Below are 16,052 nucleotides of genomic sequence, written 5' to 3' on the forward strand. Positions count from 1 at the left end.
CCCTCTCCCGCCGGGAGAGGGGTTGGGGTGAGGGTACGACCGCCAGCCAAGCATCCTGTCCACACCCACACCCACACCCACACCCACACCCACACCCAGCGCAAATCAGCGTTCCGGTCGCGCCCCCTGCAAGCGACGCCGCGCGCCCCCATCTCGTCGGCATCGCCTGCAGGAACCCGCCTCACCATGATGCCGATCTCCATCCTCGACCTCGCGCCGGTCTGCGAAGGCAGCGACACCAGCGCCGCCTTCGCCAACATGCTGGACCTGGCCCAGCACGCCGAACGCTGGGGCTATCACCGCTACTGGCTGGCCGAGCACCACAACATGCCCGGCATCGCCAGCGCCGCCACCGCGGTGTTGATCGGGCACGTGGCCGGCGGCACCAGGCGCATCCGCGTCGGCGCCGGCGGCATCATGCTGCCCAACCATGCGCCGCTGCAGGTGGCCGAGCAGTTCGGCACGCTGGCCTCGCTGTATCCCGGTCGCATCGACCTGGGGCTGGGGCGCGCACCCGGCACCGACCAGGCCACGGCACGCGCGTTGCGCCGTTACTTCGACAGTGCCGACCAGTTCCCGCACGACGTGGCCGAACTGCTGCGCTATTTCGAGCCGGCAGTCGACGGACAACTGGTGCGCGCCGTGCCCGGTGCCGGCATCGAGGTGCCGGTGTGGCTGCTCGGCTCCAGCCTGTTCAGCGCGCGCCTGGCTGCGGCGATGGGCCTGCCGTTCGCCTTTGCCTCGCATTTCGCCCCGGACGCGATGGACGAGGCGCTGGCGGTGTATCGCCGCGAGTTCCGCGCTTCCACGCGCCTGCAGGCGCCATATGCGGTGCTGGCCCTGAACGTGGTGGCCGCCGCGTCCACGGCCGAGGCGCGGCGTCTGTTCACCACCCAACAGCAGAGCTTCGTCAACCTGCGCCGCGGCCGTCCAGGGCTGATTCCGCCGCCGATCGACGACATCGAGGCGTTCTGGGCGCCGCACGAGAAGCTGGGTGTGGAACGCGCACTGGCCTGCACAGTGCTGGGCGATGCCGACGCGGTCGCACAGGGGCTGTCCGACTTCGTCGCGCGGCACCGCCCGGACGAGTTGCTGCTGACTGCCAACATCCACGATCACGCGGCGCGCTTGCGCTCGTTCCAACTGGCGTCGGAGGCCTGGACGCAGGTCGCCGCGGCCGCGTGATGCGCGTATCTGCGCGGGTGTCTACACGCGCAGACGCGCGCGGGCGCTCGTTGCCATATTTGCGTTGATGGGCATCACACCGCGCACCGCTTTCACGATGTCTTGATTTTCCCGGGTATGTCATCGTTTCGCGTCGCGCATCAGCGTGGCGTTCGGCCTCGGGACACGGCCGTACAACTGACGCGAACAGGGGGATCGGCAATGAACGCACAGCATCCGATGGCGCCGGGGCACGAATGTGGACTGGAGGCGGCCTTGCAACAGATGAGCAAATGCCTGGAGCGCCTGCGCGCCCAGACGCAGGAACGCCCGGCCAAGGGTGCGTCCGTGCGGCCGTCGCACATGCGCAACGTGTTCGCCAGCGAGACGGAACTGTACCTGGTGAAGTAAGCGGGCAGCGGGCGCTCCACTGCCGCGCGCGCTCAGCGCAGCTTGTGCATCCACTCCCGGCCCAGGTCGACCACCTGGTCCGAGGCCAATCCCAGGCTCAGCGCCACGGCGATGCTGCCCAGCCACGACAGCAGCATCAGTCCGCCGTCCCGTTCCAGCAGCGCCAGCGCGAACAGCAACAGCATCGCGCCGAAGGCGTAGTTGGTGAACGGGATCGGCAGCGACAGCAGGATCCCCAGCACGATCAGCAGCAGCCCACTGAAGGCGCGCGCCGGCAGGGTATCGACCAGCGCCGGCAGGCGCGGCTTGAGCAGTCGGTCCAGGCGTCGCAGCCACGGCGCGATGCGGCCGACGAAGCGCTGCATGGTGCGGCGGCGCGGCCCGCGCTCGCCGATGAAGCGCGGCAGCCATGGCTTGCGCAGGCCGATCAGCATCTGCAGGCCGATCAGCGTCACCAGCGGCCCGCTGATGCCGCCGGCCAGGCCCGGCACCGGCAGGAACGCCGGCAGGATCGCCACGAACAGGAACACGCCGAACGCGCTCTGCTGCAGGTCGGCGAGGATCAGCCGCAGCCGCAGGTGTTCGTCCGGGTCGCCGAGGACGAAGGTGTCGAGCAGGGTGCGGATGCCCTCGGCGCTGTAGCCGTGGTCGCCCTCGTGCGGCGCACCGCCGGGTGCGTCACCCGGTGATGTCATCGCTGTTCTCGTCCTGCAGCCTGCGCAGCAGCAGCTTGTCCACGCGCGCGCCGTCCAGGTCGACGATCTCGATGCGCCAGCCGGCCCAGTCGAAGAACTCGCCGGCGTGCGGGATGCGCCCGAAGTAGTAGATGCACAGGCCGGCCAGGGTGTTGTAGTCGCCTTCCTCGGCGCTGGGCAGCTCGGCGCCGCCCAGCAGTTCGCGCAGGTCCTCGATCGCCAGCGAACCGTCGATCAGCAGCGAGCCGTCGGCGCGGGTCACCACCAGCGCGTCCTCGTCGGCGTTGTCGGCCGACTGCAGGCGCCCGACCACCGCGCCCATCAGGTCGCTGATCGTCACCAGGCCCTGGATCTCGCCGTACTCGTCCACCACCAGCGCCATCGATTGCTGCTCTTCGCGGAAGATCTCCAGCAGCTTCATCGCGTGGGTGGACTCGGACACGAACAAGGTGTCGCGCAGGCTCTGGAACAACTGGGTGGCGTCGCCGTCCATGCGCGTGACCAGCGATTTCACCTCCAGCACGCCGGCGATGTCCTGGTCGCTGCCGCGGTACACCGGGTAGCGCGAGAACTCGTGTTCGCGCATCACCTGCAGGTTGCGCTGCGGCTCGGCGTTGGCATCGAGCCAGGCGATGCGGTTGCGCGGGGTCATCAGGCTGTCTGCGGTGCGGTCGCCCAGGCGCATGACCCGGTTCATCATGTCGCGCTCGTGCGCGTCGATCACGCCGGCCTCGTGGCTCTCGGCCACCAGCATGCGGATTTCCTCTTCGGTCACCGAGGCCGACTCCTCCTTGCCCAGGCCGAGCAGGCGCAGCACCAGCCGGGTCGAGCGCGACAGCACCCAGACGAACGGCGCGGCGATCCGGGCCAGCCAGCCCATGGGGATGGCGACGACGCCGGCGATGACCTCCGAACGGGTCAGGGCGAGGCGCTTGGGCACCAGTTCGCCGAAGATCAGCGTCAGGAAGGTGATCAGCACGATCGCCAGGGTCTTGCCGATCAGCGCCGACCACGGCTGCGGATCGCCGAACAGGGTGAAGTTGGCCGCCAGCGCCGGGAACAGCGCCTGCAGCTTGGCCGCGATCGCCACGCCCATGGCTTCGCCGCCGAAGGTACCGGTGAGGATGCCGATGGCGGTGATGCCGATCTGCACGGTGGACAGGAAGTGCTCGGGGTTCTCGGCCAGCGCCAGGGCCTTGGCCGCGCGCGTGCTGGACTGGGCCATCTGTTTCAGCCGGCTCTTGCGCGAGGTCATCAGCGACATCTCGGACATCGCGAAGAAACCGTTGAGCAGGATGAGGGCTGCAACGATCAACAGTTCAAGCATGCGCGCGCTCCTTGGCGCCAAGGAAAGCGGGGACATGGGCGCCGTTGCGGCGCGGGGGAGGGGGTGTGGGGTGGTCGTCCATAGGGTGCGCCCGCGAAGGGCGCGGCGGCGATGGTAACAAACCCGGGCGGGGGCCGCGTCCACGCCGCGCCGACGTCGCCAGGGCCGGCCCGGGGCCGCGACTACCCGCAGGTGTCAGCAAACAGTCATAATTCCGCCCCAGTGCCGTCCTCCCCGCGACGGCGGGAAGCGCGTTGCATGTTTTCGTTGCAGACCATCTTCGGTTCCGGCAAGCAGTTCTACACCCTGCTCGACGAGGCGGCACAGGCCGCCTACGACAGCACCAAGGCCCTGCACGCGATGATGCGCGAGTCCGACCGGCAGCCGGCGCTGGACGGCTTCAAGCTGGCGCGCCTGCGCGAGCGCGCCGCGTCCGACAAGATCGGCCAGGCGCTGGTGGACAGCTTCATGACCCCGATCGAGCGCGAGGACATCGAGGCGCTGGGCTCGGCCCTGTACAAGATCCCCAAGCAGGTGGAGAAGTTCGCCGATCGCTATTCGCTGGCGATCCAGCACCTGGAGCACATCGATTTCGCGCCGCGCTCGGCGATGCTGGAGCAGGCCGCGGCGGTGGTGGTGGAGATGGTCCACGACCTGCGCCACATGAACCTGGACCGGATGAGCGCGCTCAACGACAAGCTGCGCTCGCTGGAGAACGAGGCCGACCGGCTGATGCTGGAGCTGTACCGCGACATCTACTCCGGGCGCCTGGACAACCTGCAGATGTTCCTGCTCAAGGAGTTCTTCGAAATCCTGGAGAAGGCCATCGACCGTTGCCGCGAGGCCGGCGTGGTGGTCTACCAGATCGTGCTGAAGAACTCCTGATGGACGCGCTGCAGAGTTGCTGCCTGCGCGGCCGTGGCGCCCTGCGCGCGCCGGCCGCCGCCGCGTGCGTGGAGGCGCGCCGATGCTGACCCTGGTCCTGATCGTGATCCTGGCGGCGCTGGTGTTCGAGTTCATCAACGGCTTCCACGACACCGCCAACTCGATCGCCACGGTGGTCGCCACCAAGGTGCTCAGCCCCGGCTGGGCGGTGATGCTGGCCGCGGCGATGAACCTGGTCGGCGCGCTGACCGGCACCGCCGTGGCGATGACCATCGCCTCCGGCCTGCTCAACACCGACGTGGTCGCGGTGACCCCGCAGGTGGTGCTGTGCGCGCTGCTCGGCGGCATCGTCTGGAACCTGATCACCTGGTGGAAGGGCCTGCCGTCCTCGTCCTCGCATGCGCTGATCGGCGGCCTGTGCGGCGCCGGCCTGGCCGCCGCGCACAACGACTGGGATGCGCTGATCTGGTCGCAGACCGTGGGCGACTGGGCCAAGAACAAGGGCCTGCTGTGGAAGGTGTTCGTGCCGATGGTCACCTCGCCGATCGCCGGCTTCCTGCTCGGCATCGCGGTGATGCTGTTGCTGTGGGCGGCGATCGCCGGCCTGGCCAAGCTGGGCGGTCCGCTCGGGCGGCTGGCGCGGCCGCGCTGGGTCAATGCCTTCTTCGGCAAGGCGCAGATCGCCTCGGCCGCGTACATGGGCTACGCGCACGGCCACAACGACGCGCAGAAGACCATGGGCATCATCGCCATGACCCTGATCGGCGCGCAGAGCACCGGCGCCCTGGACGACCTGCCGTCGTGGCTGGCGTTCCTGCATCCCGACGCCAGCCAGGGGCAGGGCATCGCCACCTGGATCGTGCTGACCTGCGCGGTGGTGATGGCCGCCGGCACCGCCTCCGGCGGCTGGAAGATCATCAAGACCCTGGGCCACAAGATGGTCAAGCTGCATCCGATCCACGGCTTCGCCGCGGAGACCAGCTCGGCCACGATCCTGACCCTGGCCGCGCATTTCGGCATGCCGGTGTCCACCACCCACAGCATCTCCACCGCGATCATGGGCGTGGGCTTCGCCAAGAACCCGCGCTCGCTGCGCTTCGGCGTCATCGAACGCATCGTCTGGGCCTGGATCCTGACGATCCCGGCCGCCGCCGGCGTGGCGTATCTGATTTTCCGGGGATTCGCCTTGGCTGGGTGGGTGTGAGGGAGCCGGGAATCGGGAGTGGGGAAACGGGAATCGTAAAAGCATAGATTTCCCGCGAACGGTGACGATGTCGCCCTCCGAAAGGAATCTGGATACGTCTTACGTCCTCTTGTCGCAACGAGTGTTGCCTGCGTGGCGACGTCGCGTAGCCAAGTGACTCCATCGCGATAGCACTCCCGAACCACGCAGGTCGGGGTATTGTCTCGACGAGTGGGGAACCGCTTTTGCGATTCCCCATTCCCAATTCCCCATTCCCATCAATTCGCCCGATACATCGCCATCACGTCCTGACGCAGCGCGCGCTGGCTGTCGGCGCGGTTATAGAACATGTGGCCGCCGGGGTAGTTCTTGACCTGCACGCGGGTCGGGTCGTTGCCCATCACCGGCATCTGGTCCACGGTCAGCACCGAGCCCATGAACGGGCACGACAGGTCGTTCCAGCCGTGCACGATCAGCACGCGCAGCTTCGGGTCGATCGCCACCGACTGGCGCAACTGCGTCACCGAACCCTTGCGCAGTTCGTCGTCCCAGTCCCACAGCCGGTTCACGTCGTAGTTCAGCGCCTCGTAGCGGGCGTCGACCTTCCAGCCGACCACGCGGGTCACGAAATCGACCATCGCGGTGGTGGTGGGGGCGATGATGCTGTCCAGCAGCGGGTCGTTGGCGCGCTGCTCGGGGGCGTTGGGGAACGGGTCGAAGGCGGTGACGTTGGAGTCGTAGCGGCTGCCCAGTTCGCCCTTGTCGCGGAACACCTCGCGCAGGTAGGCCTGGGTCTCCAGGCGGCCGCCGGCGCGGCGCACGAAGGCCGGGTCCAGGCCGGTCATCGCGGTCACCTGCTGGATCATCCGGGTGGTGCCGGCCGGGTCGGAGCGCCCGCGCAGCAGCGCGGTGACGTAGTCGCCGCGGGTGTAGTCGATCACCTGGCGCATCGCTTCCGGGGTCAGCTTGCCCTCGCGTTCCAGGCGTGCGGCGGTGATCGACGGCAGGGTCAGCATCCACGGCAGCGGCGAGACGTCGCCGTTGTCGTCCAGGGTCGGGTTCAGATACGGCGAGACCAGGACCACGCCGTTCATCGCCACGCCGAGCTTGGTCTGCAGGTAGTGGGTGATGCGCGGGCCGCGGAAGCCGCCGTAGCTTTCGCCGACCAGGTACTTGCGCGACTGCAGGCGCTGGTTCTTCAGCAGCCAGTCGTAGATGGTGCGCGAGAGGTACTCGATGTCGGCCTGCGGGTTGTAGAACTGCTTCTTGGCCTGCTCGTCGGGCACGCGCGAGCGGCTGAAGCCGGTGCCGACCGGGTCGATGAACACCAGGTCGGTGAAGTCCAGCCAGGTGCCGGGGTTGTCGCGCAGCTGCGCCGGCGCCGAGGCGCTGTCGCCCTCGCTGCCGAACGCCACCACCTTCGGCCCGATCGCGCCCAGGTTGAGGTACACCGAGGCCGCGCCGGGGCCGCCGTTGAGCGCGAAGGTGACCGGACGGTCCTTGCCGTCCATGGTGTAGGCGGTATAGACCACGTCGGCGACGACCTTGCCCTGCTTGTCCTTCACCGGCAGCGTGCCGACCTTGACCGTGTAGCGCAGGGTGCGGCCGTCGAGCTGGGTGGATTGGCTGGTCTGCGCGTCGGCCGGCAGCGGCACCGGTTCGGCGGCGGCGGGCTTGTCGCCCTTGTCGGCATTGCCCGCATCGGCATCGGCGGCCAGCGCCGCGGTCATCGGCATCGCCGCCAGCAGCACGGCCAGCAGCACGGAAGGGAAGGTCGGCACGGGCGGTCGCTCGCAGGAAGGGAGCCGGCATGCTAGGCCGCGGCGTCGGCGCGGCGGATGTGCACAAAGCCATGGTCGGTGGCGGGCGCCATGCCGGTTCATCGGCGCTGGCTACAATCGCCGGTCCGTCCCGTGTCCGGTCCGCTGCGCATGCCCGTCCTTCGTTCCCGCCTGCCGTTATGCCTGTTCCTGGCGGCATTGCTGGCCGGCTGCGCCAGCGTGCCATCGCCGCCGCCCGTGGCCGATTCGCCGGCGGCGCACGATCCGCATGCCCACGATCGCCAGCGCCTGTGGCGGCTGTTGAGCACGCGCTGCCTGCCGCAGGCGCGCGCCGGCGCCGATCCGGCCCCTTGCAGCGAAGTGCATGCCGAGCCAGGCCAACGCTATGCCTTGATGAAGGACCTGCGCGGCGACTACCAGTACCTGCTGATTCCGACGGTGCCGGTGAGCGGGATCGAAGATCCGCGCGCGCGTGCCGCCGGCGCGCCGAACTGGCTGGGCCTGGCCTGGCAGGCGCGCACCCGGGTCGAGCGGTTGTTGAACCGGCCGCTGCCGCGCGAACTGGCCAGCCTGACGATCAATCCGCCCTCGGCGCGTTCGCAGGACCAGTTGCATGTCCATATCGATTGCCTGGCGCCGCAGGTGCGCGACCAGTTGCAGGCGATGCAGGCGTCGATCGGCCCTACCTGGGCACCGTTGCCGCAGCCGCTGCACGGCCACGCCTATCGGGCGATGCGCGTGGAGGGCGAAGAACTGGATGCGAATCCGCTGACGCTGCTGGCGCGCAGCCTGCCGCCGCAGCAGAGCATGGTGCACCAGACCTTGGCGGTGGTCGGCGCGGAGTTCGATGGTCGCCCGGGCTTCGTGCTGCTGGCCGCCACGGCGCTTCCCGGCGATGGGGTCGGTGCGGAGGAACTGCAGGATCACGACTGTACCGGGGTGGTGCCGGCGGCGCCTGCGCGTGGTTGACGGCCCACGCGGCGTCAATGCCGCGCAGGCAACTGACGGCATCCGTCGGTCATGCGGCGCGCAGGCAGGGATGTTGTGGGAGGGACTTCAGTCCCGACGGCATGATGCCCCGGCATCTGCCTGCTTCGCGCGTCGCGAATGAAGTCGCTTCCACACGATGCTTTCGGGAGCAGTCACAACCCGCTAGTGCAAACCCGACACGGCTCTCGCCGAGCCGGCCGGGGAAGCGGCATCTGCACGGTCGTGCACGCGCTGACTGGAAGCGCCAGCGCGCGCACCCGGCCTCAGACCTCCAGCGACGCCAGGTCGCCCTTGGTCTCCAGCCACTGCTTGCGGTCGCCGGCGCGCTTCTTGGCCAGCAGCATGTCCATCAGCGAGCGGGTCTGGTCGCCGTCGTCCACGGTCAGCTGCACCAGGCGCCGGGTGTCCGGGTGGATGGTGGATTCGCGCAGCTGCTGCGGATTCATCTCGCCCAGGCCCTTGAAGCGGGTGACGCTGACCTGGCCCTTGATCTTCTCGCGTTCGATCTTGTCCAGCAGCGAGCGCTTCTCTTCCTCGTCCAGCGCGTAGAACACCTGCTTGCCCACGTCCACGCGGAACAGCGGCGGCATCGCCACGAACACGTGACCGGCGCGCACCAGGGCGGGGAAGTGGCGCAGGAACAGCGCGGTCAGCAGGGTCGCGATGTGCAGGCCGTCGGAGTCGGCGTCGGCCAGGATCACCACCTTGCCGTAGCGCAGGCCGTCGATCTCCTCCTTGCCCGGGTCGCAGCCGATCGCGATCGCCAGGTTGTGCACTTCCTCCGAGGCCAGCACGCTGCCGGAGGCCACTTCCCAGGTGTTGAGGATCTTGCCGCGCAGCGGCAGGATCGCCTGGAAATCCTTGTCGCGGGCCTGCTTGGCGCTGCCGCCCGCCGAGTCGCCCTCGACCAGGAACAGTTCGGTGCGCGAGAGGTCCTGGCTGATGCAGTCGGCCAGCTTGCCCGGCAGCGCCGGGCCCTGGGTGACCTTCTTGCGCACGATCTGCTTCTCGGTCTTCAGCCGCGCGCTGGCGCGGTCGATGGCGATCTGCGCGATGCGCGTGCCGGTCTCCACGTTCTGGTTCAGCCACAGACTGAAGGCATCGTGCGCGGCGCCTTCGATGAAACCGGCGGCCTGGCGCGAGGACAGGCGTTCCTTGGTCTGGCCGCTGAACTGCGGGTCGGTCATCTTCAGCGAGAGCACGAACGCCACGCGGTCCCACACGTCTTCCGGCGCCAGCTTGACGCCGCGCGGCAGCAGGTTGCGGAAATCGCAGAACTCGCGCAGCGCGTCGGTGAGGCCGCTGCGCAGGCCGTTGACGTGGGTGCCGTGCTGCGCGGTGGGGATCAGGTTGACGTAGCTTTCCTGCACCAGCTCGCCTTCCACCACCCAGGCCACCGCCCAGTCGACGATCTCGCGGTCCTTCTTCAGGCTGCCGACGAACAGTTCGGCCGGCAGCAGCTCGCGCTCGGCCAGCTCGCCGCGCAGGTAGTCGCGCAGGCCGTCCTCGAAGTACCAGGTGTCCTGCTCGCCGGTGGCTTCGTCGTGCAGCTTGACGGTCAGGCCGGGGCACAGCACCGCCTTGGCGCGCAGCAGGTGGCGCAACGCGCGCACCGCGAACTTCGGCGTGTCGAAGTACTTCGGATCCGGCCAGAAGCGCAGACGCGTGCCGGTGTTCTTCTTGCCGACGCTGCCGACGATCTCCAGCTTGGAGGCGGCGTGGCCGTCGGCGAAGGCCATGCGGTACTCGTTGCCTTCGCGCTTGATGAACAGCTCCACCCGATTGGACAGCGCATTGACCACGCTGACGCCGACGCCGTGCAGGCCGCCGCTGAAGGTGTAGTTGCGGTCGCTGAACTTGCCGCCGGCATGCAGCCGGGTGAGGATCAGTTCGACGCCGGAGATCTTCTCTTCCGGATGGATGTCCACCGGCATGCCGCGGCCGTCGTCGGACACCTCGCAACTGCCGTCCTTGTACAGCGTCACCTCGATGTGCCGGGCGTGGCCGGCCAGCGCCTCGTCCACGGCGTTGTCGATGACTTCCTGGGCCAGATGGTTCGGCCGTGCGGTGTCGGTGTACATGCCGGGCCGGCGCTTGACCGGGTCCAGGCCAGAGAGAACTTCGATGTCGGCGGCGTTGTAGCGGGTATTCATGCGTCTCAGCAGGTGGCGCGAAGCAGATCCGGAAGTGTGCGGTCTGCGGCGGTTTTTTGCACGTCGCCGGTGTTCAGGGCAGGTGCGGCGGCGTCGCGCTACGCTGGCCCTGGAAAAACCGCGACGTCGCCCACATCTTCGTCGCACGTCCCAAAGGAGTCCGCCATGAACGTTCGCAAGCTGTTGACCCTGGCCGCCCTGGCCGCCCTGGTCGCCGCCGCGGTGGCCGTGCCGGTCGCGATGGCCCAGGCGCAGAGCGCCGATCCGGCCGCCTCCGGTGCCGCCGCCTACGAGGCGCAGGTCGCCAAGGAAAAGGCCGAGGCCGACGCCAAGGCCAAGCGCCGCGCCGCCGCGGCCGCCGAGCACAAGGCCGGCAAGGATGCGGCCGCGCCGAAGAAGGAAGAGGAAGAGGAAGCGCGCAAGCCTTGAGTTTGCGCAGGGTTTCCTGCACACGACGCCCCGGTCGCCCGGGGCGTCGCTTTTTTATGGGGCGGCTGTTGCGCAAAAGCGCTTGGGCAAATCCGCTTCACCCGTTAAACTATGGCTTTCCGGGAGGCCTTTGAGCCATGACCCCCCTGATCTTCGTTACCGGCGGCGTAGTGTCCTCGCTTGGCAAGGGCATCGCGGCCGCTTCGCTTGCGTCCATTCTCGAAGCACGTGGCCTGTCGGTCACGATGATGAAGCTGGACCCCTACATCAACGTCGACCCGGGCACGATGAGCCCGTTCCAGCACGGCGAGGTGTACGTCACCGACGACGGCGCTGAGACCGACCTGGACCTGGGGCATTACGAGCGCTTCGTGCGCACGCGCCTGTCGCGCAAGAATTCGGTCACCACCGGGCGCATCTACGAGAACGTGATTCGCAAGGAGCGCCGCGGCGACTACCTCGGCGCCACCGTGCAGGTGATTCCGCACATCACCGACGAGATCCGTCGCTGCGTGGATGAAGCCACCGCCGGCTACGACGTGGCCCTGGTCGAGATCGGCGGCACCGTCGGCGACATCGAGTCGCTGCCGTTCCTGGAAGCGATCCGCCAGGTGCGCACCGAGCGCGGCGCCGAGAAGGCCATGTTCATGCACCTGACCCTGGTGCCGTACATCGCCGCGGCCGGCGAACTGAAGACCAAGCCGACCCAGCATTCGGTCAAGGAACTGCGCTCTATCGGCATCCAGCCGGACGTGCTGCTGTGCCGCTCGGAGCAGGCGATCCCGGATTCGGAGCGGCGCAAGATCGCGCTGTTCACCAACGTCTCCGAGCGCGCGGTGATCAGCGCCGCCGACATCGACGTGCTCTATGGCATGCCGCTGGAGTTGCACCGGCAGGGCCTGGACGAGATCGTCATCGACCAGTTCAAGCTGCGCGACAAGGTCGGCGCGGCCAACCTGTCGGAGTGGGAAGCCGTGGTCGACGCGATCAAGCATCCGCTCGACGAGGTCACCATCGCCGTGGTCGGCAAGTATGTCGACCATCAGGATGCATACAAGTCGGTCGGCGAGGCGCTCAAGCACGGCGGCCTGCGCCAGCGCACCAAGGTCAACCTGAAGTGGCTGGAAGCGCAGGACCTGGAAGGCAGCGACATGGCGGCCCTGGCCGACGTGGACGGCATCCTGGTGCCGGGCGGCTTCGGCGACCGCGGCTTCGAAGGCAAGGTGCTGACCTCGCGCTACGCCCGCCAGCACGGCGTGCCGTACTTCGGCATCTGCTACGGCATGCAGGCTGCGGTGGTCGACTATGCGCGGCATGTCGCCGGGCTGGACGCGGCCAACAGCACCGAGAACGACCGGCAGTCGCCGTACCCGGTGATCGGCCTGATCACCGAATGGCGTACCGCCACTGGCGATGTCGAGAAGCGCGACGAGAAGTCCGACCTCGGCGGCACCATGCGCCTGGGCCTGCAGGAGCAGCGGCTCAAGCCGGGCACGCTGGCGCGCGAGCTGTACGGCAAGGACGTGGTCGCCGAGCGCCATCGCCACCGCTACGAGTTCAACAACCGCTACCGCACCCAGCTCGAGGACGCCGGCCTGGTGATTGCCGCCAAGTCGATGGACGACACCCTGGTGGAGATGGTGGAGTTGCCGCGCGAGACGCATCCGTGGTTCCTGGCCTGCCAGGCGCATCCGGAATTCCTGTCCACGCCGCGCGACGGCCACCCGTTGTTCATTGGCTTCGTGCGCGCCGCGCGCGAGCGCAAGGCCGGCGGCAAGCTGCTCAAGGAAGCCAGGGCGTGACTGCGACCGGGCGCAGCAGCGAGAGCAGGGTCGCGCGCTGGTTCTTTGCGGCGGCGGTGCTGGTGTTTCCTGCGGCCTTGCTGGTCTATTTCTCCTGGCGCAGCAGCACCGGCTTGGCCGATAGCTATGGGATGGGGCTGATGTATTGCCTGATCGCGGCGGTGGGGCTAGCTGCGCCGCTGGCGCTGATCGGCGCACTCATCTGGGCTGCCGGCAGGTTCGGCGGCGGCTCCGTCCCTGCGCCCCTCCCGCGCCCCTCTGAACCTCCGGAAGGTAATCAATGAAGCTCTGTGGATTCGACGTCGGCCTGGACCGGCCGCTGTTCCTGATCGCCGGCCCGTGCGTGATCGAGTCGATGCAACTGCAGCTCGACGTCGCCGGCAGGCTCAAGGAGATCACCGGCCGGCTGGGCATCAACTTCATCTTCAAGTCCAGCTTCGACAAGGCCAACCGCACCTCCGGCACCAGCTTCCGCGGCCCCGGCCTGGAAGAAGGGCTGAAGGTGCTGGAGGCGGTGAAGACCCAGATCGGCGTGCCGGTGCTGACCGACGTGCACGAGTACACGCCGATGCACGAGGTGGCGGCGGTGGTGGACGTGCTGCAGACCCCGGCGTTTCTGGTGCGGCAGACCGATTTCATCAAGAACGTGTGCGCCGCCGGCAAGCCGGTCAACATCAAGAAGGGCCAGTTCCTGTCGCCGTGGGACATGAAGCCGGTGGTGGAGAAGGCCAAGTCCACCGGCAACGAGCAGATCATGGTCTGCGAGCGCGGCGCCAGTTTCGGCTATAACAACCTGGTCAGCGACATGCGCTCGCTGAGCGTGATGCGCGAGACCGGCTGCCCGGTGGTGTTCGATGCCACCCATTCGGTGCAGCTGCCGGGCGGGCAGGGCGGCAGTTCCGGTGGTCAGCGCGAGTTCGTGCCGGTGCTGGCGCGCGCGGCGGTGGCCGTGGGCGTGGCCGGCGTGTTCGCCGAGACCCATCCGGACCCGTCCAAGGCGCTGTCCGACGGTCCCAATGCGTGGCCGCTGGATCAGATGGAAGCCTTGCTGGAAACGCTGATGGAACTGGACGCGGTGACCAAGAAGCACGGCTTCTCGCGCTTCGCGTGAGGCGCGCGCCGCCGCCGCTGCGGCTGTGCCGATCCTGGCCGGGTGCGGGCTGCCGGGTGTTCGTCGCCTTCTCGGAGCCGCGGCGATGACCGCACCCGAGCGGGCCGGCGCCTGGCCTTGGGGGCTGTGTGCCTTGTTGTTGTCGTTGCTGGCGTGGGCGGCGCTGGTCGTGGCGCTGTTCGCCTTCTCCAGTGGGATTGGCACGCCCAGCCACGGCGATCATTTCCTGGCCATGCTGTTTTGGATGGTGATCGCCCTGCTGGTAGTGGCAGTGGCTGCGGTGGGCGCGACGATCGCCGCCGCGCTGAGTTGGACGCAGCGCCGCGGCCGCCTCCTGGCCGGCATCGCCGGCGGCCTGCTGCTGGCGATGCTGGTCTTGATCCTGCTCTTCCTCAGCGGAATCCCGCTGGGCCTGATGGGCGCCGGCTGAGGCGGGATTTGGCAAGGAACCGGCGGCCGGGGATAATCAGCCGGCATTCGTTTCCGCCCCCTCTTCCTACAGGTAACCGGCCCGCCCATGAGTACGATCCGCAGCATCCACGCCCGTGAAATCCTCGACAGCCGCGGCAATCCCACGCTGGAAGCCGATGTCATCCTGGAGGACGGTTCGTTCGGTCGTGCCGCGGTACCCTCGGGCGCGTCCACCGGCACCAAGGAAGCGGTCGAGCTGCGCGACGGCGACAAGACCCGCTACCTGGGCAAGGGCGTGCGCAAGGCGGTGGAGAACGTCAACACCACCATCGCCGGCGCGCTGAAGGGCTTCGACGCCGCCGACCAGCAGGGCCTGGACCGCCGCCTGATCGACCTGGACGGCACCGAGAACAAGGGCCGCCTGGGCGCCAATGCGCTGCTCGGCGTCTCGCTGGCCAACGCGCATGCCATTGCCGCCTCGCGCAAGCAGCCGCTGTGGCAGTCGCTGGCCGCGGGCAACACCGCCAACCTGGCGCTGCCGGTGCCGATGATGAACATCATCAACGGCGGCGCGCATGCCGACAACAACGTCGATTTCCAGGAGTTCATGGTGCTGCCGGTCGGCGCCGCCTCGTTCTCCGAGGCGCTGCGCGCCGGCACCGAGATCTTCCACGCGCTGAAGTCGGTGTTGAAGGGCCACGGCCTGTCCACAGCGGTCGGCGACGAGGGCGGCTTCGCCCCGGACTTCCGCAGCAACGTCGAAGCGCTGGACACCATCCTGGAAGCGATCGGCAAGGCCGGCTACACCGCCGGTGAGGACGTGCTGCTGGGCCTGGACGTGGCCTCGAGCGAGTTCTACGACAACGGCAAGTACCACCTGGTGGGCGAGGGCAAGCGCCTGACCAGCGAGCAGTTCGTCGACTTCCTCGCCGACTGGGCCGCGCAGTATCCGATCGTCAGCATCGAGGACGGCCTGGCCGAGGACGACTGGGCCGGCTGGAAGCTGCTCACCGACCGCGTCGGCAGCAAGGTGCAACTGGTCGGCGACGACCTGTTCGTGACCAACCCGAAGATCTTCAAGCAGGGCATCGAGTCCGGCACCGCCAACGCGATCCTGATCAAGGTCAACCAGATCGGCACCCTGACCGAGACCCTGGAAGCCATCGCCATGGCCGACAAGGCCGGCTACGCGGCCATCGTCTCGCACCGTTCCGGCGAGACCGAGGACACCACCATCGCCGACATCGCCGTGGCCACCACCGCCACCCAGATCAAGACCGGCTCGCTGTGCCGCAGTGATCGCGTGGCCAAGTACAACCAGCTGCTGCGCATCGAGGAAGCGCTCGGCAGCGCCGCGCGCTACGCCGGGCGCGACGCGTTCGTCTCGCTCAAGCGATAAGCCGTGCGCAACTGGCGCTGGCTGCTGCTGGTGCTGGCGGGACTGCTGGCGTGGCTGCAGTACCGTTTCTGGCTCGGCCCGGGCAATTCCGGCGAAGTGCTGGTGCTCGAAAGTCAGGTCGAGCACCAGAAGCGCGACAACGAAGGTCTGCAGCAACGCAACGCCGCGCTCGCCGCCGAGGTCAAGGACCTCAAGGACGGCGAGGCGGCGATCGAGGAGCGCGCGCGTAGCGAACTGGGCATGATCAAACCGGGCGAAAAGTTCTACCGCGTGGTCGAGAACGCGCCGGTGTCGACCGCGCCGGCCGGTAC

16 protein-coding genes are annotated in these 16,052 nt (G+C 68.3%); 12 read left to right on the forward strand and 4 right to left on the reverse strand.

From position 1 onward, the window contains the following. Positions 1–186 precede the first annotated feature (186 nt). Positions 187–1,185: an LLM class flavin-dependent oxidoreductase gene (locus tag D588_RS0106285; protein ID WP_017915383.1), complete on the forward strand. Its 999-nt coding sequence runs from the start codon at positions 187–189 to the stop codon at positions 1,183–1,185. 201 nt (positions 1,186–1,386) lie between these two features. Continuing rightward, positions 1,387–1,575 carry a hypothetical protein gene (locus tag D588_RS0106290; RefSeq protein WP_017912617.1) on the forward strand — a complete coding sequence of 63 codons (189 nt, stop codon included), beginning with the start codon at positions 1,387–1,389 and terminating at the stop codon, positions 1,573–1,575. A gap of 32 nt (positions 1,576–1,607) precedes the next feature. On the opposite strand, the gene D588_RS0106295 is transcribed toward D588_RS0106290, so the two are convergent. Next, positions 1,608–2,270 (reverse strand): exopolysaccharide biosynthesis protein, encoded by a 663-nt coding sequence (locus D588_RS0106295; protein WP_017912618.1) that lies wholly within the window; start codon positions 2,268–2,270, stop codon positions 1,608–1,610. Continuing rightward, positions 2,254–3,597, reverse strand: a complete 1,344-nt coding sequence (locus D588_RS0106300) for a hemolysin family protein (protein ID WP_017915384.1) — start codon at positions 3,595–3,597, stop codon at positions 2,254–2,256. The genes D588_RS0106295 and D588_RS0106300 overlap by 17 nt, the downstream gene beginning before the upstream one ends. Positions 3,598–3,855: 258 nt before the next feature. On the opposite strand from D588_RS0106300, the gene D588_RS0106305 reads away from it, so the two are divergent. Continuing rightward, the gene (locus D588_RS0106305) at positions 3,856–4,482 is read left to right on the forward strand and encodes a DUF47 family protein (RefSeq protein ID WP_017911076.1); all 627 of its coding nucleotides are present in this window, start codon (positions 3,856–3,858) and stop codon (positions 4,480–4,482) included. Between the two features lie 82 nt (positions 4,483–4,564). Continuing rightward, the gene (locus tag D588_RS0106310) at positions 4,565–5,686 is read left to right on the forward strand and encodes an inorganic phosphate transporter (RefSeq protein ID WP_017915385.1); all 1,122 of its coding nucleotides are present in this window, start codon (positions 4,565–4,567) and stop codon (positions 5,684–5,686) included. Between the two features lie 257 nt (positions 5,687–5,943). Here D588_RS0106310 and D588_RS0106315 read toward each other — a convergent pair whose 3' ends face one another. Continuing rightward, complete coding sequence (locus tag D588_RS0106315) at positions 5,944–7,446, reverse strand: S10 family peptidase (protein ID WP_017915386.1); 1,503 nt, start codon at positions 7,444–7,446, stop codon at positions 5,944–5,946. Between the two features lie 150 nt (positions 7,447–7,596). On the opposite strand from D588_RS0106315, the gene D588_RS0106320 reads away from it, so the two are divergent. Next, positions 7,597–8,415: a CDP-diacylglycerol diphosphatase gene (locus D588_RS0106320; RefSeq protein ID WP_043083699.1), complete on the forward strand. Its 819-nt coding sequence runs from the start codon at positions 7,597–7,599 to the stop codon at positions 8,413–8,415. Between the two features lie 284 nt (positions 8,416–8,699). On the opposite strand, the gene parE is transcribed toward D588_RS0106320, so the two are convergent. Next, a complete protein-coding gene (gene parE / locus D588_RS0106325; RefSeq protein ID WP_017911072.1) occupies positions 8,700–10,589 on the reverse strand; it encodes a DNA topoisomerase IV subunit B in 1,890 nt (629 codons plus the stop codon). A 165-nt stretch (positions 10,590–10,754) separates the two neighbouring features. On the opposite strand from parE, the gene D588_RS0106330 reads away from it, so the two are divergent. The 7 genes from D588_RS0106330 to ftsB form a co-directional block, all read left to right on the forward strand. Then, entirely contained in the window at positions 10,755–11,018 is a 264-nt protein-coding gene (locus tag D588_RS0106330; protein ID WP_017915388.1) for a hypothetical protein, read from the forward strand. 137 nt (positions 11,019–11,155) lie between these two features. Further along, positions 11,156–12,820 carry a CTP synthase gene (locus D588_RS0106335; RefSeq protein WP_017912623.1) on the forward strand — a complete coding sequence of 555 codons (1,665 nt, stop codon included), beginning with the start codon at positions 11,156–11,158 and terminating at the stop codon, positions 12,818–12,820. Then, positions 12,817–13,104, forward strand: a complete 288-nt coding sequence (locus tag D588_RS0106340; protein ID WP_017912624.1) for a hypothetical protein — start codon at positions 12,817–12,819, stop codon at positions 13,102–13,104. Before D588_RS0106335 ends, D588_RS0106340 begins: the two co-directional genes overlap by 4 nt. Then, a complete protein-coding gene (gene kdsA / locus D588_RS0106345) occupies positions 13,101–13,931 on the forward strand; it encodes a 3-deoxy-8-phosphooctulonate synthase (protein WP_017911068.1) in 831 nt (276 codons plus the stop codon). Before D588_RS0106340 ends, kdsA begins: the two co-directional genes overlap by 4 nt. 85 nt (positions 13,932–14,016) lie before the next feature. Next, positions 14,017–14,361, forward strand: a complete 345-nt coding sequence (locus tag D588_RS0106350; RefSeq protein WP_026143441.1) for a hypothetical protein — start codon at positions 14,017–14,019, stop codon at positions 14,359–14,361. Positions 14,362–14,448: 87 nt separating this feature from the next. Next, positions 14,449–15,741 (forward strand): phosphopyruvate hydratase, encoded by a 1,293-nt coding sequence (gene eno / locus D588_RS0106355; RefSeq protein ID WP_017915389.1) that lies wholly within the window; start codon positions 14,449–14,451, stop codon positions 15,739–15,741. Positions 15,742–15,744: 3 nt separating this feature from the next. Next, the coding region (ftsB, locus tag D588_RS0106360) for a cell division protein FtsB (RefSeq protein WP_017915390.1) at positions 15,745–16,052 on the forward strand (308 nt) is incomplete at its 3' end.

The organism is Xanthomonas sp. SHU 308, assembly GCF_000364645.1.
Taxonomy (GTDB): domain Bacteria; phylum Pseudomonadota; class Gammaproteobacteria; order Xanthomonadales; family Xanthomonadaceae; genus Xanthomonas_A; species Xanthomonas_A sontii.